17 protein-coding genes are annotated in these 19,068 nt (G+C 66.1%); 3 read left to right on the plus strand and 14 right to left on the minus strand.

Going from position 1 to position 19,068, the window contains the following annotated elements; translation table 11 throughout:
• Positions 1-113: 113 nt before the first annotated feature.
• Positions 114-1,124 carry an aldo/keto reductase gene (locus ATY02_RS02775; RefSeq protein WP_068589580.1) on the plus strand — a complete coding sequence of 337 codons (1,011 nt, stop codon included), beginning with the start codon at positions 114-116 and terminating at the stop codon, positions 1,122-1,124.
• 85 nt (positions 1,125-1,209) lie between these two features.
• Positions 1,210-1,620, plus strand: coding sequence for an SRPBCC family protein (locus ATY02_RS02780; RefSeq protein ID WP_068589577.1), 411 nt, complete (start codon positions 1,210-1,212; stop codon positions 1,618-1,620).
• A 66-nt stretch (positions 1,621-1,686) separates the two neighbouring features.
• Here ATY02_RS02780 and ATY02_RS02785 read toward each other — a convergent pair whose 3' ends face one another.
• The 7 genes from ATY02_RS02785 to ATY02_RS02815 all read right to left on the minus strand — a co-directional run bounded on the left by ATY02_RS02785 (position 1,687) and on the right by ATY02_RS02815 (position 9,828).
• Positions 1,687-3,159 carry an aldehyde dehydrogenase family protein gene (locus ATY02_RS02785; RefSeq protein WP_068589574.1) on the minus strand — a complete coding sequence of 491 codons (1,473 nt, stop codon included), beginning with the start codon at positions 3,157-3,159 and terminating at the stop codon, positions 1,687-1,689.
• 47 nt (positions 3,160-3,206) lie between these two features.
• Positions 3,207-4,250, minus strand: coding sequence for an alcohol dehydrogenase catalytic domain-containing protein (locus ATY02_RS02790; RefSeq protein ID WP_068589571.1), 1,044 nt, complete (start codon positions 4,248-4,250; stop codon positions 3,207-3,209).
• 105 nt (positions 4,251-4,355) lie between these two features.
• The gene (locus ATY02_RS02795) at positions 4,356-4,949 is read right to left on the minus strand and encodes a DUF3156 family protein (protein ID WP_068589568.1); all 594 of its coding nucleotides are present in this window, start codon (positions 4,947-4,949) and stop codon (positions 4,356-4,358) included.
• Positions 4,950-4,964: 15 nt separating this feature from the next.
• Positions 4,965-6,392, minus strand: a complete 1,428-nt coding sequence (locus ATY02_RS02800; RefSeq protein WP_068589565.1) for an APC family permease — start codon at positions 6,390-6,392, stop codon at positions 4,965-4,967.
• A gap of 167 nt (positions 6,393-6,559) precedes the next feature.
• Positions 6,560-7,351: a LuxR family transcriptional regulator gene (locus tag ATY02_RS02805; RefSeq protein ID WP_068589562.1), complete on the minus strand. Its 792-nt coding sequence runs from the start codon at positions 7,349-7,351 to the stop codon at positions 6,560-6,562.
• A 106-nt stretch (positions 7,352-7,457) separates the two neighbouring features.
• On the minus strand, positions 7,458-8,414 hold the full coding sequence (gene speB / locus ATY02_RS02810; RefSeq protein ID WP_068589559.1) for an agmatinase: 957 nt from the start codon (positions 8,412-8,414) through the stop codon (positions 7,458-7,460).
• Between the two features lie 28 nt (positions 8,415-8,442).
• The gene (locus tag ATY02_RS02815) at positions 8,443-9,828 is read right to left on the minus strand and encodes a sodium:solute symporter (RefSeq protein ID WP_068589600.1); all 1,386 of its coding nucleotides are present in this window, start codon (positions 9,826-9,828) and stop codon (positions 8,443-8,445) included.
• 217 nt (positions 9,829-10,045) lie between these two features.
• Between ATY02_RS02815 and ATY02_RS02820 the strand changes: the two genes are divergently transcribed.
• A complete protein-coding gene (locus tag ATY02_RS02820; RefSeq protein ID WP_068589554.1) occupies positions 10,046-10,690 on the plus strand; it encodes an amidase in 645 nt (214 codons plus the stop codon).
• A 49-nt stretch (positions 10,691-10,739) separates the two neighbouring features.
• Here the strand turns inward: ATY02_RS02820 and ATY02_RS02825 are convergent, their stop codons facing one another.
• From ATY02_RS02825 to ATY02_RS02855, 7 genes are all read right to left on the minus strand, one after another.
• A complete protein-coding gene (locus ATY02_RS02825) occupies positions 10,740-10,961 on the minus strand; it encodes a formate dehydrogenase subunit delta (protein ID WP_068589551.1) in 222 nt (73 codons plus the stop codon).
• A complete protein-coding gene (gene fdhF, locus ATY02_RS02830) occupies positions 10,958-13,855 on the minus strand; it encodes a formate dehydrogenase subunit alpha (RefSeq protein WP_068589548.1) in 2,898 nt (965 codons plus the stop codon). The genes ATY02_RS02825 and fdhF overlap by 4 nt, the downstream gene beginning before the upstream one ends.
• A complete protein-coding gene (locus ATY02_RS02835; protein ID WP_068589545.1) occupies positions 13,852-15,408 on the minus strand; it encodes a formate dehydrogenase beta subunit in 1,557 nt (518 codons plus the stop codon). The genes fdhF and ATY02_RS02835 overlap by 4 nt, the downstream gene beginning before the upstream one ends.
• Complete coding sequence (locus ATY02_RS02840; RefSeq protein ID WP_022639215.1) at positions 15,408-15,884, minus strand: formate dehydrogenase subunit gamma; 477 nt, start codon at positions 15,882-15,884, stop codon at positions 15,408-15,410. The genes ATY02_RS02835 and ATY02_RS02840 overlap by 1 nt, the downstream gene beginning before the upstream one ends.
• A 371-nt stretch (positions 15,885-16,255) precedes the next feature.
• On the minus strand, positions 16,256-17,074 hold the full coding sequence (locus ATY02_RS02845) for an ABC transporter permease (RefSeq protein ID WP_068589542.1): 819 nt from the start codon (positions 17,072-17,074) through the stop codon (positions 16,256-16,258).
• Between the two features lie 7 nt (positions 17,075-17,081).
• Positions 17,082-17,918, minus strand: a complete 837-nt coding sequence (locus ATY02_RS02850; protein ID WP_068589540.1) for an ABC transporter permease — start codon at positions 17,916-17,918, stop codon at positions 17,082-17,084.
• A gap of 10 nt (positions 17,919-17,928) precedes the next feature.
• Positions 17,929-19,041 carry an ABC transporter substrate-binding protein gene (locus tag ATY02_RS02855; RefSeq protein WP_068589537.1) on the minus strand — a complete coding sequence of 371 codons (1,113 nt, stop codon included), beginning with the start codon at positions 19,039-19,041 and terminating at the stop codon, positions 17,929-17,931.
• Positions 19,042-19,068 lie beyond the last annotated feature (27 nt).

Raw genomic sequence — 19,068 nt, forward strand, 5'->3', positions numbered from 1 at the left:
TGACCTGTTTGGTCTTAAGTCTGTCGAATTATGACTTGGACGGTCTCGGTTGGCCGGTTTTAGGATGCGCTCACTGGAGTTCACAAGCGACTCCCCCCAACCAGGAGCAATCCATGAGCCTCAAATCCTTGATCCCAACCCGCCTGGGTTTCGGCAGCGCCCCACTGGGCAACATGTTCCGCGCCGTATCCGCCGAAGAAGTACAGTCCACCGTCGATGCCGCCTGGAACAACGGCGTGCGTTACTTCGACACCGCACCCTTCTACGGTGCCGGCCTCTCCGAAAGCCGCCTGGGTGCCGCACTGGCCAAGCGCCCACGCAACGAATACGTACTGAGCAGCAAGGTCGGCCGCATCATCCTCGACGAACTGGAAGACCCTGCCGCCCGTGAACTGGGTGAGAAGAGCGGCCTGTTCGAACACGGCAACCGCAACCGCATCGTCAACGACTACAGCGCCGATGCCACCCTGCGCTCCATCGAAGACAGCCTCAAGCGCATGGGCACCGACCATCTGGACATCGTCTGGATCCACGACATCGCCCAGGACTTCTACGGCGACGAATGGCTGACCCAGTTCGAAATCGCCCGTACCGGCGCCTTCCGCGTGCTTTCCCGCCTGCGTGAAGAAGGCGTGATCAAGGCCTGGGGCCTGGGCGTCAACCGCGTCGAGCCGATCGAGCTGACCCTGGACCTGGACGAACCACGTCCCGATGGCTTCCTGCTGGCCGGCCGCTACTCGCTGCTGGACCACGACCGCGCCCTGCAACGGGTCATGCCGCAAGCGGTGGAGCAAGGTGTCGGCATCGTCGTCGGCGGTCCGTACAGCTCGGGTGTCACCGCCGGTGGCGAGCACTTCGAGTACCAGAAGGCCAACCAGCAAGTGCTGGCCAAGCTGGAGCGCATCCGCACCGTTGCCCGTGCTCACGATGTGGACGTCAAGGCCGCTGCCCTGCAGTTCGCCCTGGCTCACCCGGCGGTGGTCTCGGTGATCCCCGGTTCGACCCGCCCACTGCACGCCAATGAAGACCACGCCGCCATGAGCGCGGTGATCCCGGCCGCCTTCTGGCAGAACCTGCGCGAGCAGGGCCTGATCAACCCAGTGGCGCCTGTTCCAGCCCAGTGATCCTACCCGCGCGGGGCCGCCTGGCGGCCCTGTCGCAAGCGTTTACGACCTTATTGAAGGGGCTGTTGCCCCAGGAGAAATCATCATGGCCCAGGCCAAAGCTTCCATCGAACTGAACATCGACGTTGCGCGCGTCTGGCAACTGATCGGCGGTTTCGACTCGCTGCCCGACTGGCTGCCCTTCATCCCCCAGAGCGCCCTGAGCGAAGGCGGCCGGGTCCGCAGCCTCAAGAGCGCCGAAGGCGACACCATCATCGAGCGCCTGCTGGACTTCAACGAAGCCGGGCGCAGCTACAGCTACACCATCCTCCAGGGGCCAGCTCCCGTACGTGACTACCAGTCGACCCTGCGCGTGGTAGAGAACGACAAGGGCTCGCGCGTCGAGTGGTCCGGCTCGTTCGTGCCAGCCGGCATCAGCGACGAACAAGCCATCGAGCTGTTCACCACCATCTACGCCGATGGCCTGGCAGCGCTCAAGCAAGCCCTGCAAGGTTGATCGCGGCACCCAAGGCGCCTTGCCCGGCGGCGATCACTCGTCGCCGGGCAAGGCGCTTTTTTGGGGTTATGGCTTGAGATACCAGCCCCAGGGTTCCTGGCTGCGGTACTCGGTCACCTGCTTGATCTCCAGGTAGTTCTCCAGCCCCCAGCGCCCCAGTTCGCGCCCGATGCCGCTCTGCTTCATCCCGCCCCAAGGCGCCTGGGTGAAGGTGGGTTGTGAGCAGTTGACCCAGACGATGCCGGCTCGCAAGCCATTGGCTACCCGGGCGCTGCGCTCCAGGTCGGCGGACATCACTGCCGCGGCCAGGCCGAAGCGGCTGTCGTTGGCCAGTTGCAAGGCTTCGGCCTCGGTCTTGAAGCGTTTCAGGCATAGCACCGGACCGAAGATCTCGTCACGCCACAGGCTGCTATCGGTGGCGGGCTCGGCAAAGATCGTCGGCTCCACGAAGAAACCTGCGGGCAGGTGCCCCGGGCGCTTGCCTCCGCTGAGCAGACGGGCGTCCCGGGTACCTTGTTCGATCATCGCCATGACCTTGCGATACTGGCCGGCACTGACCAGCGGGCCCAGTTGCACGCCAGGTTGCAGGCCCGGGCCGATGTGGATGTCGCGGGCTGCTTCCACCAGGCGTTCGGTCAGCCGGGCGGCGATGCCTTCCTGGACCAGCAGGCGCGAAGTAGCGCTGCACACCTGGCCCTGGTTCCAGAAGATGCCGAACATGATCCATTCCACCGCAGCTTCCACATCGGCATCGTCGAAGACGATGAATGCCGACTTACCACCCAGTTCCAGGCTGATGTTCTTGATCTCGGCCGCCGCCGCCGACATGATTTTCGCCCCAGTGGGAACGCTGCCAGTGAAGGCCATCTTGTCCACCTGTGGGTGGGCACTCAGCGCCGCTCCGGCCTGATGGCCAAGGCCGGTCACCACATTGAGGACGCCGGCGGGCAGGCCAATGTCGTTGGCTGCCACGGCGAGCTCCACGGCGGTCAGTGAGGTCAGCTCCGAGGGCTTGAGTACGCAGGTGGCACCGGCCGCCAGGGCCGGGCCGACTTTCCAGGCGGCCATCAGCAACGGATAGTTCCAGGGAATGATCTGTCCGGCCACGCCCACCGGTTCATGGCGGATGCGGCAACTGAAGCGCGGATCGGGCAGCTCCAGTGGCTGGTCCTGGCGCTGGTCCAGCTCCCTGGCCAGGCCGGCGTAGTAGCGCAGGCAATCGATACTGTCGCTGATATCCAGTCGGGCCTCGGGCAATGGCTTGCCGTTGTCGCAGGTTTCGAGAATGGCCAATGCCTCGTGTTTGCGCGCCAACTCGTCCGCCAGGGCCTCGAGCCAACCGGCGCGTTCGGCGCCGCTGGTCTGGCCCCAGCCTTGGTCGAAGGCCCGGCGCGCGGCCTGCGCCGCCAGGTCGACGTCCTCTGCGGTGGCAGCGGCCACCTGCTGCAGGGTTTCCTCCGTGGCCGGGTCGATGGCCGGAAAATGGCCACCTTGGGCCGGGGTTACCCACTGCCCGTCGATGTAGAGCTGCTTGAGCATGGAAGACTCCTTGTGTGCTGCTGCGGGGAAGTACCCAATGCTTGGGTTCAGGCGATCTTCAGCACTTTGCGTCCAACCACCGCGCCGCTGCGGATCTGCCCGAACACCTGATTGATTTCCCCCAGGTGTGTCATGGTCACGGTGGCCTTGACCAGGCCGTTGGTGGCGAATTCAACCGCTTCATGCAGGTCCTGGCGGGTGCCGACGTTGGAGCCTCGAATCGTCAGCTCCCAATTGACCACCCGGTCGATGGAGTTGCGTACCAGATCGGCCTTGCCTCCGGGTTGGCCGATGTAGATCGCCGTGCCACCCTGGCGCAGCAGTTCCACCGCCAGCTCGAAAGCCTGATTGGCCACTGCCGTCACCAGCACCGCGTGCACGCCGCCCAGCTGCGCCTGGATCGCTTCCTGGGGATTGCGACTGGCGTCATACAGGCGCTCGGCGCCCAGGCTGCGGGCCAGTTCGAGTTTCTCCGGTGAGACATCCACCGCCGCGACGCGCAGGCCCATGGCCTTGGCGTATTGCACCGCCACGTGGCCCAGGCCGCCGATGCCGATGATCGCCACCCACTGTCCGGGGCGTGCCCCAGAGCGCTTGAGGCCGCGGTAGGTCGTCACCCCGGCGCAGAGGATCGGCGCCAGGGCGTAGAGGTCGGCAGCCGGGTCGACCCTGGCGACGAAGGCCGCGGGCGCCACCATGTACTCGGCATAGCCGCCGGGTTTGCTGTAGCCGGTGGCTTCGCCATGCTTGCAGATGGTCTCCATCCCTGCGCGGCAGTATTCACAGGCACCGCAGGCGCTGAACATCCAGGGGACGCCCACTGCGTCCCCGACCTCCAGACCCTGCACCGCCTCGCCCAGCTGCACCACGTGGCCGGTCACTTCGTGGCCGGGGATCAATGGCAGGACCGGCGGGCTGGGCCAGTCGCCATCGCAGGCGTGCACATCGCTGTGGCAGACGCCGCAGGCGACCACCTTGATCAGCACCTCGCCGGCGCCAGGTTGCGGGATCGCCACCTGCTCAAGGTGCAACTGGCCGCCCAGTTCGCGCAGCACGGCGGCTTGCATGGTTTTGGATTGCAGGTCGTTCATGGTGGTACTCCTGGTTATTGTGGTGTTGTGCAGGGGCAGCAGGCCGCCTCGGTAGCCGAGGGCCCGGCAGCCGGTTGTCATGGATTCATGGAGCGAAGGAGCGAATCAGCCGCACTCGGCGCAAGGCGGTTCCAGGTGGTGGCGCAACAGGGTCGAGAGCTCATGGATCAGCAGCATGGTGCTGTCGACTTCGGCTTGCGATGGCTGGCGGATGTACTTCAGCGGCGGCATCAGCAGCCAGACGAAGTCGCCGTAGTTTGGCCGCAGCAACACATCGCAACGGCGCTCCTGGGCGCGGTAGTGAATCTCCAGTCCGCCCAGTTCCATGGCCAGGCACAGCGGCAACAGCACCGGACTGCGATTGAGGGCGGCGAGCAACGACGCCGGACAGTCCTTGCCGACAAACGCGGCCTGGCGGTTGCGTTGGCGCCAGCCTCGGTAGTTCAGGCGGATGTGCATGGAGCGTCGGCCCAGCTCCATGGGCACGTGCCACTGCCAACTGAGGCTGTAGATGCGTCCGAACAGTTTGCTGGCCAACTGCTGTTGCAGGCTCAGGTCGTCTGCCGCCAGCTTGTGTCCGTGGCTTTCCAGGCAGTAGGGGCGGTTCGAGTCACGAGGCTGGAGATAGGCGCTGAAGCGCTGGGCTGTCCCTTTAAGAGCCAGCTGGGCATGACGGTCGATAGCGGCATACAGGTTCATGGCGATGATCCCCGGCTACTGCAGTTTCAGTTGGGCGCAGTTGTTGCCGTGACTGTCCACGGATGACGACTCGGCGCGTTCCTCGATACGTCGCAGCACCTCTTCCAGGGACGGCGGGGAAAACAAGGCTTGCCCGGTACTTTTCAGGTACAGGACGGCGAACAGGATGATCAGGCTCGCGCACAGGGTGGCGATGAACAGCACCTGTGGATCGCTGACCAGGGTAGTGATCATGTACAGGCAGGCGCCGATACCGATCACCTGGGGCAGGGGATAGAACGGTGTCTTGAATGGGCGTCGCGCCTGTGGATAACGCCTGCGCAGCACTAGCACATCGATCTGGGCGATCACGTAGCTGAGCAGCCAGGTCGTACAGGCCACGCTGATCATCATGGTGATCAGGGCGATGTCCGCATGATTGGCCATGGCATACAGGAGCACGATCATGATCAGCCCCACCACGAAGAAGATACCGAACCATGGCGTGCGCGCCGTCGGATGCAACCAGCAGAAGATCTTCGGCAGCAGGCCTTCCCGGGACAGGCCGTAGAGCATGCGTGGTACTGCCACCAGGTAGGTATCGCAGGTGGTGACCGCGGCCAGGATGGAGATCCCCCCCATGATGATCAGGCCCGGGGTGCCGAGCATGGCCGCTGCGCCATCGACGTGGGGAATGGTCGAGGCCGCCAGGGCGTCTAGGCCGATGTAGCGGGTGATGCTCAGGCCGAACAACAGGTCGACGAACCAGATGCTGGCGCAACCGACGATCATCGCCAGGGGAATGGTGCGTCCCGGATTCTTCACTTCCTCGGCCAGGGGAGCGACGAACTCCATGCCGATGAACAGCCAGATGGCCAGGCTCAAGTGGCTGAACTGCTGGCTCACCGGCACCGGGGAAAAAGCCGGTTGCTGCTCCAGCGGTGCCAGGGTGCCGAAGCCCGTCAGGCCCCAGGCACCGACGGCCCCGAGCAGCAGCATCATGGTAATTGCCAGGGTGGTCTGGACCCGGCCGAAGACCTCGATGCCCTTGAGGTTGATCGCTACCAGCAAGGCCAGGATGCCCAGGGAGAACAGGTACCAGGGAGCGCCGGTCAAGCGCTCCAGGGACTGCCCGCCGATGATCATGTTGGTCCCGCCATCGGTGCCCACCAGGACGATGTAGCCGGCCAGCACCGCGAACAGGGCCGGCAGCTTGCCCAGGGCGGGCAGGGTGTATTCACCGATCATGCCGGCCCCGGGCAGCATGGCCGCCAGCTCCGAATAGGACAGCGCGACGCAGAGGATCACCAGCAGTGCGCCGAGGGCGACGATGCTGAATGCGGGCCCCGAGACGCCGTAGCCGTTGGCTAGCGCCACCATCGCAGTGCCGGAGACCACCAGTCCGACGGAGGTCGAGTAGGCCGCCCAGAAACCCAGGCTGCGGTTCAGTTTCAAGTTGCTCATGTGCCTACCTCAGTGGATGTTTCTTGTTGTTCTTGGTAACGACCCAACTGCAGTTGCAAGCCCGGGGCTACTGGCGCGACGGGATGTAGGGACGCTATCAGCAGGGCTTTCGGGCTGTACATATCCCGATAGGGATAGATTGCCCAGGGCGGCGCGGGAAGCAGGGATCAGCAGGCTGTGAGCTTGTCGAGGAAGAGTCCCAGCAGCTCCGACTGGCTGCCGATCTCGAGCTTGGTGTAGAGGTTCTTGCGATGGATCTTCACCGTACCGCTGCTGATGAACAGCTGCTGGGCGATGGAGTCGTTGGAGTGGCCACGCAGCAAGAGCCTGGCGATTTCACATTCGCGCAGGGTGAGCAGGCCTTCGCCGAAGCGTTCGAAGGCCTGGCGAATGGCATGGTCCATTTCCAGGGCCGGACGTGGATTGGACAACCGATGCTGGCTCCAGGCGCTGCGCACCACCAGCCTCACCACCTGCTCGGCGCATTCGAGCAACTGGCGCTCCCGATCATTGAAGTCGCTGTGCTCGCTGCTGCGCATCAGCGACAGCACCCCGGTGCTGCTGTCATCCAGGTCGACGAAGAAGGCTATCTCCTCGGTCAGTCCCAGGCGGTGGTAGTAGCTCAGGAAATATTCGCTGAGATAGAAGTGGTCCGGCGCCAGCTCCTTGAGGCTGTGCAGGCCCTGATGCAGCTGGTTGCTGCAGGCCAGGTAGAGCGGGTCCAGCAGGTAGGGGCCGGTCTGGTAGTCGTCGACGAAGTACTGTCGCTTGTGCGCGGTGAAGGTGTCGAACAGCGACAGAGGGCGGTAGTTGCCCTGGTAGATGAACAGCACGAAATGGTCCACCTGGCACAGTCGCTGCAACCATTGGCTGGTTGCCAGCAACTGTGCCGGGCCGGGGTTCTGGCCCAGGATCTGGGTGATTTCCTGGGTCCATGCCTTGAGTTCGTCGTACTGCATGGCGCGTACCTGGGGACCTGGCGGTCCTGCCGGGAAGATACCCGGCAGTGTGCACAGGAACTTGGCCCCCGGGTATCGGGTGCGAGCAAAAAAACCTGGATCCGGCTCAACCCCGATTCGCCACCGACTCGGCCAGGATGCACAGCAGCTCGAACATCAGGGTCGCGCCGGCCAGGGCGGTGGCGCCGCCGAGGTCGAAGGGCGGCGAGACTTCCACCACGTCGGCGCCCACCAGGTTCAGGCCGCGCAGGCCGCGGATCAGCTGCTGGGCCTGCAGGGTGGTCATGCCGCCGATCTCCGGGGTGCCGGTGCCGGGGGCGAAGGCCGGGTCGAGCACATCGATGTCGAAGCTGATGTAGGTCGGCTCGGCACCCACCACGCGCCGGGCTTCGGCCAGGGTCGCCTCGACGCCCAGGTCGGCGAATTCCTCCATGTGGATCACGCGGATCCCGCAGTCCTTGGCGAAGTCTTCGTCGTCGGCCGAGTAGATCGAGCCGCGGATGCCGATCTGTACCGTGCGCCTGGGGTCCAGCAGGCCCTCTTCGATGGCCCGGCGAAAGGGCGTGCCGTGGGTGTAGAGGTTGTCGCCGAAGTAGCGGTCGTTGGTATCGGAATGGGCATCGAAGTGCACCATGCCGATCGGCCGCTGGCGGGCCAGGGCCCGGAAGATCGGCAGGGTCACCAGGTGATCGCCGCCCACCGACAGCGGCACCGCGCCGGCCTGGTGCAGCTGGCTGAAGAAACCCTCGATCTGTTTCAACGAGTCCAACAGGTCGATGGGGTTGACCGGGGCATCGCCCAGGTCGCCGACCCGCACCAGGTCATAGGGGGCGATGCGGCTGACGTGGTGCACCTTGCGCATCAGGCTCGACTGGTTGCGCACCTCCCGCGGGCCATGGCGGGCCCCGGCGCGGTTGGTGGTGCCGCCATCCCAGGGCACCCCCACCAGGGCGATCTGTACCTGCGCCGGGTCGTCGAACAGCGGCAAGCGCATGAAGCTTGGAATACCGGCGAAGCGCGGGACCAGGGCAGCGTCTACCGGCTGCGGGAAAGACTGGGACATGGGCGATTCCTCGTTGTGGATTCAGGGATCAATCGGCGGTGCTGCGCAGGGCCGGGGCCGGCTGGCTCATCAGGCTGACGGCGACGAAGGTCAGCAGGCTGACGCCCAGGCCGTAGTAGATCGGGGTGTTGGCCAGGATGCCGTCGCGGGCCATGCAGGCGATCACCGTCAGGCTGCCGCTGACCATGCAGGCGATGGCCCCGGCCGCCGAGGCCCGGCGCCACAGCAAGGCGCCGATGATCGGCACCAGCAGGCTACCCACCAGCAGGTTGTAGGCGATGCTCAGGCCGGCGATCACGTCGTTGACCAGGCAGGCCATCAGCAGCATCGCCACCCCTAGGCCGAGGGTGATCCAGCGGCTGCTGGCCAGGTGGTTTTCCTGGCCACGGGTCAGGAAGCGGCTGTAGATGTCTTCCTTGAGCACCGTGGCCGAGGCCAGCAGGCAGGCACTGGCGGTGGACATGATGGCGGCCAGGGCCGCCGCCACCACCAGCCCGCGCAGTCCGGCCGGCAATACGTTGCGGGTGACTTCGGCGAAGGCGTTCTCGGCCACCGAGAGGTCCGGTAGCAGCAGTTTGGCAGCGGCCCCCACCAGGGCACAGGCGGCGCCGTAGAACATGCAGTAGATCCCGGCGCCGAGGCCGGCGTAGCGCACCACCCGTTCGCTGCGGGCGGTGAACAATCGCTGCCAGATGTCCTGGCCGATCAGCGCGCCGAAGAAGTACAGCAGGAAGTAGGCGAGGAGGGTGTCCAGGCCGATGTTGCCCCACTCGAAGAACCCCGCCGGCAACCTCGCCTGCATGGCTTCGAGGCCGCCGGCCTGGCCGACGCTCATGGGCAGCAGGACGCAGAAGATGCCCAGGGTCATGATCACGAACTGGATGATGTCGGTGAGGGTCAGCGACCACATGCCGCCGATCACCGAGTAGAAGATCACCAGCGCGCCGCCGCAGAGAATCGCCGGGATGCGCGGGATGTCGAACACCACCTCGGTGATCGAGCCGATGGCGATGGTCGCGGTGACCGCCACCATCAGGTCGTAGGCCACCATCACGCAGCCGCCGATCAGGCGTGACGACGCCTGGTACCTTTGTTCGAGGATCTGGGTCACGGTGAACACCCGCAACTGGGCGATCTGCCGGGACAGCACCAGGCTCAGGACGATAATCCCCAGGCCCAGCATGAACACCAGCCATAACCCGGAGATTCCGTAGCTGTAGCCCAGGCGTACCGAGCCGATGGTGGAGGCGCCGCCGAGCATCACCGCCGACAGGGTGCCCAGGTACAGCGCCGGTCCCAGGCGTCGCCCGGCCACCAGGAAATCGTCCTGGTTGCGCACTTTGCGCATGCCCCACCAGCCAAGGCCGGCCATCAGCAGGACGTAGACCAACATGACCGCATAATCGAGTGCCATAACGGGTGCTCCCTGGTTGTTCTTGTTGTGCAGGCAGGTGAGCGCAGGGTAGATCGTGGATTGGCCGGGATACATCCCGGCAGGCGCAAGCTGGCTTGTGTTTTCACGCAAGTGGCCCGGTGGCGTGGTTTTGTCCGGGCCGCCATGAAGTCTGTGCCATCCCTGCCGATAGCCTGCCAGGGCCACGAGGCGCAATCAGTCAAAGGAAGCAGTAGCGATGAATGTCAGAAGTCTGGCCCTGGTGGCGTTGTTGGGCTCGCTTGGCGCGTGCAGCGTCAAGCCGGTGGAGCCCTATTCGGAACCGCCCCTGGGCGCGTCGGTCGCGCAGTTGCGGGTGATCACCAACGGTGAAGTGCGTGGTGGGGCCTATGCCGGCTGCATCGGCGACAACCAGCGCCTGGCCAAGGCTGGGCGCTTTGGCAGCGAGCACCGGGCGAACGTCAACTATCCACAGTTTCCCGAGGCCCCGCGGCAGATCGACATGCTGCCGCGATTCGCCCCGAAGCTGCCGGACTACCCCGGAGCCATTCGCCGCGGTGAAGGCGAATACTCCGAGATCGCCACCGAATACCGCGTGCCCGCCGGACGTCCGTTCCTGCTGGAGGGCGGCGGGGTGGCGGCCGGGGGAACCAGCAATGCCTACCGCACCTGCCCGCAGGTACAGAAGGTGGTGGTGTTCGAACCGGGCAAGAGCTACGAGGCCTATGCCGGCCTGAACTACATTCCGGTGGCCGGCGGCGAGGTGGAGGCGCTGTGCGTTTTCACCGTGTACCAGCTGCTGCCCCTGAGCAAGCCGGGGGCCAGCATGCCTTTGGCGTTGCACACCAGCGCGCCTGCGCAGCAGCGCTGTTCCGGCCGGTGAGGGGATGACGCCCGGGCCTGCCGCGATGGCAGGCCCGGGCGCGGCTGGGCTAGGTGGCCTTGCCGGGGGCGTCGATGGCTTGGCACACCAAAGGATGCAGCTCGCTTTGCCGTTGCTGCTGGTGCCAGGCCAATAGCTCCTGGCGCATGGCTGGGGTCCAGAACAGCTGCATGTGGTTGCGCACGCTGCTTACCGCCTGGGTCTGGTCCGGCTCGTTGACGAAGTACGAAGCGATCTGGTTGGCCATCTTGACCAGGTTGGCGGTGCTCATCGGCGCACCTCCGCCTTGTGGCCCCGGGACCGGTCGCGGGCTTGCAGCAGGCGCTGCTGCTCGTCACTGAAGGCCTGGTAGCGCTTCTGCCACTCGGACGGATGGTAGACCCGGCTGACCTCCACCGCCGTGACCTTGTACTCCGGACAGTTGGTGGCCCAGTCGGAGTTGTCGGTGGTGATCACGTTGGCGCCCGACTCGGGGAAGTGGAAGGTGGTGTAGACCACCCCCGGCGCTACCCGCTCGGTCACTCGGGCACGTAGCACGGTCTGCCCGGCGCGGCTGCCGATGCCGACCCAGTCGCCTTCGCTGATGCCCCGGCTCTCGGCATCGGTGGGGTGGATCTCCAGGCGGTCCTCGGCGTGCCAGGCGACGTTGTCGGTGCGCCGGGTCTGGGCGCCGACGTTGTACTGGCTGAGGATGCGACCGGTGGTCAGAAGCAGCGGATAGCGGCTGTTGACCTTCTCGTCGGTGGGCACGTAGCCGGTGAGCATGAAGCGCCCCTTGCCGCGCACGAATTCATCGATGTGCATGGTCGGCGTACCGTCCGGGGCCTGGGCGTTGCACGGCCATTGCAGGCTGCCGTGACGGTCCAGGCTGGCATAGCTGACGCCGGTGAAGGTCGGGGTCAGGCGGGCGATCTCGTCCATGATCTGCGATGGGTGCTCGTAATGCATCGGATACCCCAGGGCCGCCGCCAGGGCCAGGGTGCCTTCCCAGTCGGCCTTGCCGCCCAGCGGCTCCATGACCTTGCGCACCCGCGAAATGCGGCGCTCGGCGTTGGTGAAGGTGCCGTCCTTTTCCAGGAACGAGGCCCCAGGCAGGAACACATGGGCGAACTTGGCGGTTTCGTTGAGGAAGATGTCCTGCACCACCACGCATTCCATGGCCGACAGGGCGGCGGTCACGTGCTGGGTGTTGGGGTCGCTCTGGGCGATGTCCTCGCCCTGGCAGTACAGGCCCTTGAAGCTGCCGCCCAGGGCCGCCTCGAACATGTTGGGAATGCGCAGGCCCGGATCGGGTTGCAGGCTGACGTTCCACGCTTGCTCGAACTCCTGGCGCACGGTCTGGTTGGAGATGTGCCGGTAGCCCGGCAGCTCGTGGGGGAAGGAGCCCATGTCGCAGGAACCCTGGACGTTGTTCTGACCCCGCAGCGGGTTGACCCCGACCCCTTCGCGGCCGATGTTGCCGGTGGCCATGGCCAGGTTGGCGATGCCCATCACCGAGGTGCTGCCCTGGCTGTGCTCGGTGACGCCCAGGCCGTAGTAGATCGCCGCGTTGCCGCCAGTGGCGTAGACCCGGGCCGCGGCGCGGATGTCGGCCGCCGGGACCCCGCAGATGGCGCCCAGCACCTCCGGCGAGTTGTCCGCACGGCTGACGAAGGCGCTCCACAGGGCGAAGGCCTCGGGCTCGCAGCGGGCCTCGACGAACGCCTGGTCCACCAGGCCCTCGGTGACGATCACGTGGGCCAGGGCGTTGAGCATGGCCACGTTGGTTCCCGGGCGCAGGGCCAGGTGCAGCTCGGCGCGGGCGTGGACCGAGTCCACCAGGTCGATGCGCCGAGGATCGATCACGATCAGCCGCGCCCCTTCACGCAGGCGGCGCTTGAGCTGGGAGCCGAATACCGGGTGGGCATCGCTGGGGTTGGCGCCCATCACCAGGATCACGTCGGCCTGCATCACCGAATCGAAGCTCTGGGTCCCGGCGGATTCCCCCAGGGTCTGCTTGAGGCCGTAGCCGGTGGGCGAATGGCAGACCCGGGCGCAGGTGTCGACGTTGTTGTTGCCGAAGGCCGCCCGCACCAGTTTCTGCACCAGGTAGGTTTCCTCGTTGGTGCAGCGGCTGGACGTGATGCCGCCGATGGAGTCGCGACCGTACTTGAGCTGGATGCGCCGCAGCTCGCTGGCGGCGTACTGCACGGCTTCATCCCAGCTGACCTCCTGCCACGGGTCGCTGATGTGCTTGCGGATCATCGGTTTGGTGATGCGGTCCGGGTGGGTGGCGTAGCCCCAGGCGAAGCGGCCCTTGACGCAGGAGTGGCCATGGTTGGCCTGGCCGTTCTTGTCCGGGACCATACGTACCAGTTGCTCGCCCTTCATCTCGGCGCGGAACGAACAGCCCACGCCGCAGTAGGCGCAGGTGGTGATCACCGCCCGCTCGGGCTGGCCCATTTCCACCACGCTCTTTTCCATCAGGGTCGCGGTGGGGCAGGCCTGCACGCAGGCGCCGCAGGACACGCATTCGGAGTCCAGGAAGTTGTCGCCGCCGGCCGCCGCCACCCGGGATTCGAAGCCCCGGCCGCTGATGGTCAGGGCGAAGGTGCCCTGGGTTTCCTCACAGGCGCGCACGCAGCGGTTGCAGACGATGCACTTGCTCGGGTCGTAGTCGAAGTAGGGGTTGGAGCGGTCTTTCTGGTCACTCAGGTGGTTGGCGCCGTCGTAGCCATAGCGCACTTCGCGCAGGCCCACCTGGCCGGCCACGGTCTGCAGCTCGCAGTTGCCGTTGGCCGAGCAGGTCAGGCAGTCCAGCGGGTGGTCGGAGATGTACAGCTCCATCACATTGCGGCGCAGGCTCGAGAGTTTCGGCGTCTGGGTATGCACCACCATGCCCTCGCTGACCGGGGTAGTGCAGGAGGCCGGGTAGCCGCGCATGCCGTCGATTTCCACCAGGCACATGCGGCAGGAACCGAAGGCCTCCAGGCTGTCGGTGGCGCATAGCTTGGGAATGCTGGTGCCCAGCAGCGCGGCGGCGCGCATCACCGAGGTGCCCTGGGGCACGCTGATGCTGCGGCCGTCGATGCTCAGGCTGACCTGTACCTGGCTGTCGCGGGCCGGGGTACCCAGGTCCACGGCGTTGAGGTCGATGTCCTTGGCGGGGTCGAAGAGCGTGATCATTGGTCGGCCTCCGTGGTGTGCAGACCGAAGTCGGCAGGGAAGTGCTTGAGGGCGCTGGCCACCGGGTAGGACGTCATGCCGCCCAGGGCGCACAGCGAGCCGTATTGCAGGGTGTCGCACAGGTCCTTGAGGATCAGCGCCTGGTGCTGGCGCTCCTCGGGGCCGGGAGCCGCCAGTAGGCGGTCGATGACTTCCACGCCACGGGTCGAGCCGATGCGGCACGGGGTGCACTTGCCGCAGGACTCCTCGGCGCAGAACTGCATGGCGAAGCGCGCCATGTGGGCCAGGTCGAGGCTGTCGTCGGCCACCACCACGCCGCCGTGGCCGAGCATCGCGCCCATGGCGGCGAAGGCCTCGTAGTCCAGCGGTGTGTCGAACTGCGTGGGCGGGACCCAGGCACCGAGGGGGCCGCCGACCTGGGCCGCCTTCAGTGGCCGGCCACTGGCGGTACCGCCACCGTAGTCATGCAGCAGCTCGCCCAGGGTCAGGCCGAAGGCCCGTTCCACCAGGCCGCCATGGCGGACATTGCCCGCTAGCTGGAAGGGCATGGTGCCCAGGGAGCGGCCCATGCCGTAGTCGCGATAGAACGGCGCGCCCTTGGCCAGGATCAGCGGCACCGAGGCCAGGGTCAGCACGTTGTGTACCAGGGTCGGCTGGCCGAACAAGCCTTGCAGGGCCGGGATCGGCGGCTTGGCGCGGACGATCCCGCGCTTGCCTTCCAGGGAGTCGAGCAGCGCGGTTTCCTCGCCGCAGATGTAGGCTCCGGCGCCTACCCGCACTTCCAGGTCGAAGGGCTGGCCGCTCCCGCCGGCATCGGCCCCCAGGTAGCCGGCGTCCCGGGCCAGGTCCAGGGCCGCGCGCAGGGTGGCCACTGCCTGGGGATACTCCGAGCGCACATAGATATAGCCCTGGCTGGCACCGACGGCGATGCCGGCGATGGCCATGCCCTCGATCAGCAGGAAGGGGTCGCCCTCCATCAGCATGCGGTCGGCGAAGGTCCCGGAGTCGCCCTCGTCGGCGTTGCACACCACGTACTTCTGCTGCGGCGAGGTCTCGCGCACCGTGCGCCACTTGATCCCCGCGGGGAAGGCCGCGCCGCCCCGGCCACGCAGGCCGGAGTCGAGCACCGCGGCCACGGTCTGCTCGCCGCCCAGGGCGATGGCGCGCTCCAGGCCGGCGAAACCGCCGTGGGCCCGATAGTCCTCCAGGGACAGCGGCCGGGTGATGCCGGCGCGGGCGAACAGCAGGCGCTGCTGGCTCTTGAGGTAGGGAATCTGTTCCACCAGGCCCAGGGCCAAGGGGTGGCTGGCCGGATCGGCTTGCAGGGCGTCCAGCAGCGCTGGTACGTCGGCCACGTTCAGCGGACCGAAGCCCAGGCGGCCCTCGGGGGTATCGACTTCCAGCAGCGGTTCCAGCCAGTACAGGCCACGGGAACTGGTGCGTTGCAGTTGCAGTTGCAGTTGGCGCTGGCTGGCCTGGGCCAGCAGGGCGTCGGCCACCTGGTCGGCGCCCACGGCGCGGGCCAGGGAGTCACAGGACAGGTAGAGGTTCATCACGCATCCTCCCGGCAGCTGTCGAGCAACGCGTCCAGGCGTTCGGCGCTGAGCCGGGCATGCAGCTGGCCGTCCAGCTCCAGGGCCGGCGAGCAGGCGCAGGCGCCCAGGCAGTACACCGGCCGCAGGCTGATGCGGCCATCGGCGCTGCTGCCATGGTCGTCCAGTTGCAGGCGCTCGCGCAGTTGCGCCGCCAGTTGCTCGGCGCCCCGGCTCTGGCAGGATTCGGCGCGGCATAGGCGCAGGATGTGCCGCGCGGGCGGCGCGGTGCGAAAGTCATGGTAGAAGCTGATCACGCCGCGTACTTCGGCCTGGCTCTGGTTGAGCCCATGGGCGATGGCGGGGATGGCCACGTCGGGGATGTAGCCCAGCTCTTCCTGGATCTGGTGGAGCAGCGGCAGCAGCGCCCCGGGAACGTCCTTGTAGCGCTCCAGCAGGGTGTGGATCACAGGCAGGTGCAGCGATTCATCAGGCATACAGCATTCCTCACGGTCACGGACACACCTGGTGGTTGTCGGTTGTCCGAAAGTCTCGGCTGCGGCCCTGGTTGCCACGTCACGGTAGCGCGGCGATCCGGCCGGTAGCCATGCACCCTGAATGGGTATCTTGTTGTACCCGGTGCGGTCGTCGCCGTACCTGTTCAGGGCATAAAGGGCAGCTTGACACGCTGCCTCTGATTGATCCGCACCAAAGCGACTTGCTCAGTTCCGAATACGACCATTCACTGAGTCTAGAAGAGGCTGGGAAAGCCGGTTGGATGGGGCGCGCACTATGGAACGAAACCGGAGGGTCCCGAAGTGACTTCGGTCAGTGTTTGTGGCGGGGAGCCTGCCCCCGCCACCCACGATCAGGAGGAACGCGCGCGGCGCTGGGCGTAGTGCTGCACGACCAGGCGCCCGATCAGCGCCAGCAGGGTCAGGCTGATCAGCAGCACCGAAATGGCCGCCACGCTGGGGTCGACGTTGTCCCGCAACCCGCTCCAGATCCGTCGGGGCAGGGTGTTGACGTCGACGCTGGTGATGAACAGGGTCACTGCCACCTCTTCCCAGGACAGGGCGAAGCTCAGCAGCGCGGTGGAGAAGATCCCCAGCTTCAGGTTCGGCAGGATCACCAGGAAGGTGGTCTGCATCATGCTGGCCCCCAGGTTGCGCGAGGCCAGTTCGATGCGCCGGTCTACCTGGCTCAGCGCCACCAGCATGGTCACCACGCCGTAGGGCACCACCATCACCACGTGGGCGATCACCACCCCGGGCAGGGTGTCGTAGCCCCAGCCCGGGGCGATGCTGCCCAGCTTGGTTTCCATGAAGTACAGCACCAGGGCCGAGATCACCGGCGGGATCGCCATGGGCAGCAGCACCAGGCCGATCAACAGGGTCGCCAGGCGTGAGCGCAGGTACCAGATGCCCAGGCTGAAACTGACCGCCAGCAAGGTGGCGATCAGGCTGGTGGCCGTGGCGATGGCCAGGCTCTGGCCGGTGCTCGACAGCCAGTCGGGGTTGCTCAGCAGGGCCTCGTAGTGACGCAGCGACCAGTTGCCCTCGGGCATCGACAGGTAGCGCTTGGCGGTGAAGGACACCGGGATCACTGTCAGCAACGGGAACAGCATGAAGGCCATGGCGATCACGGCGATCAGCCGGGTACTCAAGGCAGTGCGATGTGTATTCATAGTGACCTCAACCCACCAGTCGATTGACACGGGTGATGCGCATCAGCAGCCAGATCAGCGCGCTGACCAGGGCCAGCAGCACCAGGCTCAGGGCCGCGCCCAAGCCCCAGTTGCTGGTCTGGAACATCTGCAGGAACACGTACTCGGCGATCATCACCGTCTGTCCGCCACCCAGCAGCACCGGGGTGATGAAGAAGCCCAGGCAGAACACGAAGACCATGATGAAGGCCCCCAGCAGCCCCGGCAGGGTCTGCGGCAGCAGCACTTGCCAGAAGGTGCGCAAGGCCCCGGCGCCCAGCCCGCGGGAGGCCAAGAGGACCCGCTGGTCCAGCTGGCGCATGCTCGACAGCAGCGGGAACAAGGCATAGGGGATCATGAAGTGGAGCATGCCGATCACCACCCCCAATTCGTTGCGGGTCAGTTGCAGGGGGTGTTCGATCCAGCCCAGGGACAGCAGGCTGTCGTTGACCACGCCGTTGCTGCGCAGGGCGATCAGCCAGCCGAAGGCCCGCACCAGCACCGAGATCCAGAACGGGATGAACACGCAGATCTCCACCATGCGCTGCCAGAACGGCGGGCTGAAGACCCAGCAGTAGGCCAGCAGGTAGCCGATCGCCAGGGCCAGCAGGCTGACGGTCAGGCACAGGCGCAGGGTGCGCAGCAGCATGTCGTGGATTGCCGGGTCGCTGGCGATGCGCTGGTACTGCTCGATGCCGGGTTCGGGCAGGGTGAAGCTCCAGCTCACTACGCCGACGAAGGGCAATAAGTAGAACAGCACCAGCAACAGCGGCAGCGGTACCAGCAGCAGGCTGCGTTCCAGGCGCGCGGTTTGGGTCGCACTCATGGTCGGCGCCTCACTTGGACAGGTGGGTCAGGTACTGCTCCAGGGTGCTGGAGTAGTGATCGGCGTACCACTGGGTGTCCAGCAGGATCTGCTTCTTCATGTTGGCTTCGGACGCGCAGTTGAGCTCCAGCTGCTCGGGGCTCATCAGCTTCTGGGTGGCCGGGTTGGATGGGCCGTTGCCGAGGATCTCGAACAGCTTGAACTGGCCCGCCGGCTGCAGGGCATGCTGGATGAACTGCATGGCCGGGGCAGTACCTGCCGGGTTGTCGCTGAGCACGGCCCAGCTGCTGTTGGTGAGGAAGGCGTTGTCATAGCCCCATTTGATCCGGCCACCGCTGTCCTCGCGCAACAAGGTGGCGCGGGTGTGCCAGAGCACGCCCATGGAGGCTTCGCCTTCGATCATCAGTTGCTGGCTTTCCGCGCCCGAGCCCCAGAACGACAGGACGTGGGGCTTGAGTTCGTCGATCTTGCGCAGGGCCCGTGGTACGTCCAGCGGATACAACTTGTCGACGGGTACACCGTCGGCCAGCAGGGCGGCCTCGAGCATGCCGTTCATCCACTTGTAGAGGGTGCGCTTGCCGGGGAATTTCTCCACGTTCCAGAAATCCGCCCAGTCCCTGGGGCCGTTGTCGCCGTATTTCTCGCTGTCCCAGGCCAGCACGTAGCTGAGCATGTAGCCGGCAATCCCGTAGTCATGGCTCATCCCCGGGGCTACCTGGTCGCGCTGCACCACGCTGTAGTCCAGGGGTTGCAGGATCTTCTCGCGGCCCAGGTTCAGGGCGCTGTAGCCTTCCATGTCCACCACGTCCCAGCTGGGCCGGCCGCTGGCCAGTTGCGAGCGTACCGCGCCTTCGGTGGGGCCGGCGCCGTCGATGCGCACCGGGATGCCGGTGCTCTTGGTGAAGCTGTCGGTCCAGGCCGTGCGGAAGGCATTCAGTGCATCGCCGCCCCAGTTGACCAGCACCAGGGGCTTGTCGGCCGACCAGCTGATCCCGCTGCGCAGGGCCAGGGGCACGGCCGCCAGCAGGCCCATGGCCTGGACGAAGGTGCGGCGGCTGATCTGTCCGCCACGGGCTTTTTCGATGAGGATTTCGATGCAGTCGCGCTGGTGGTGCTGGCTCATGGGGGCAAGTCCTCGCAAGGCCGGTGC

The organism is Pseudomonas sp. BIOMIG1BAC, from assembly GCF_001705995.2.
In the GTDB taxonomy this organism is placed as follows: Bacteria; Pseudomonadota; Gammaproteobacteria; order Pseudomonadales; family Pseudomonadaceae; genus Aquipseudomonas; species Aquipseudomonas sessilinigenes.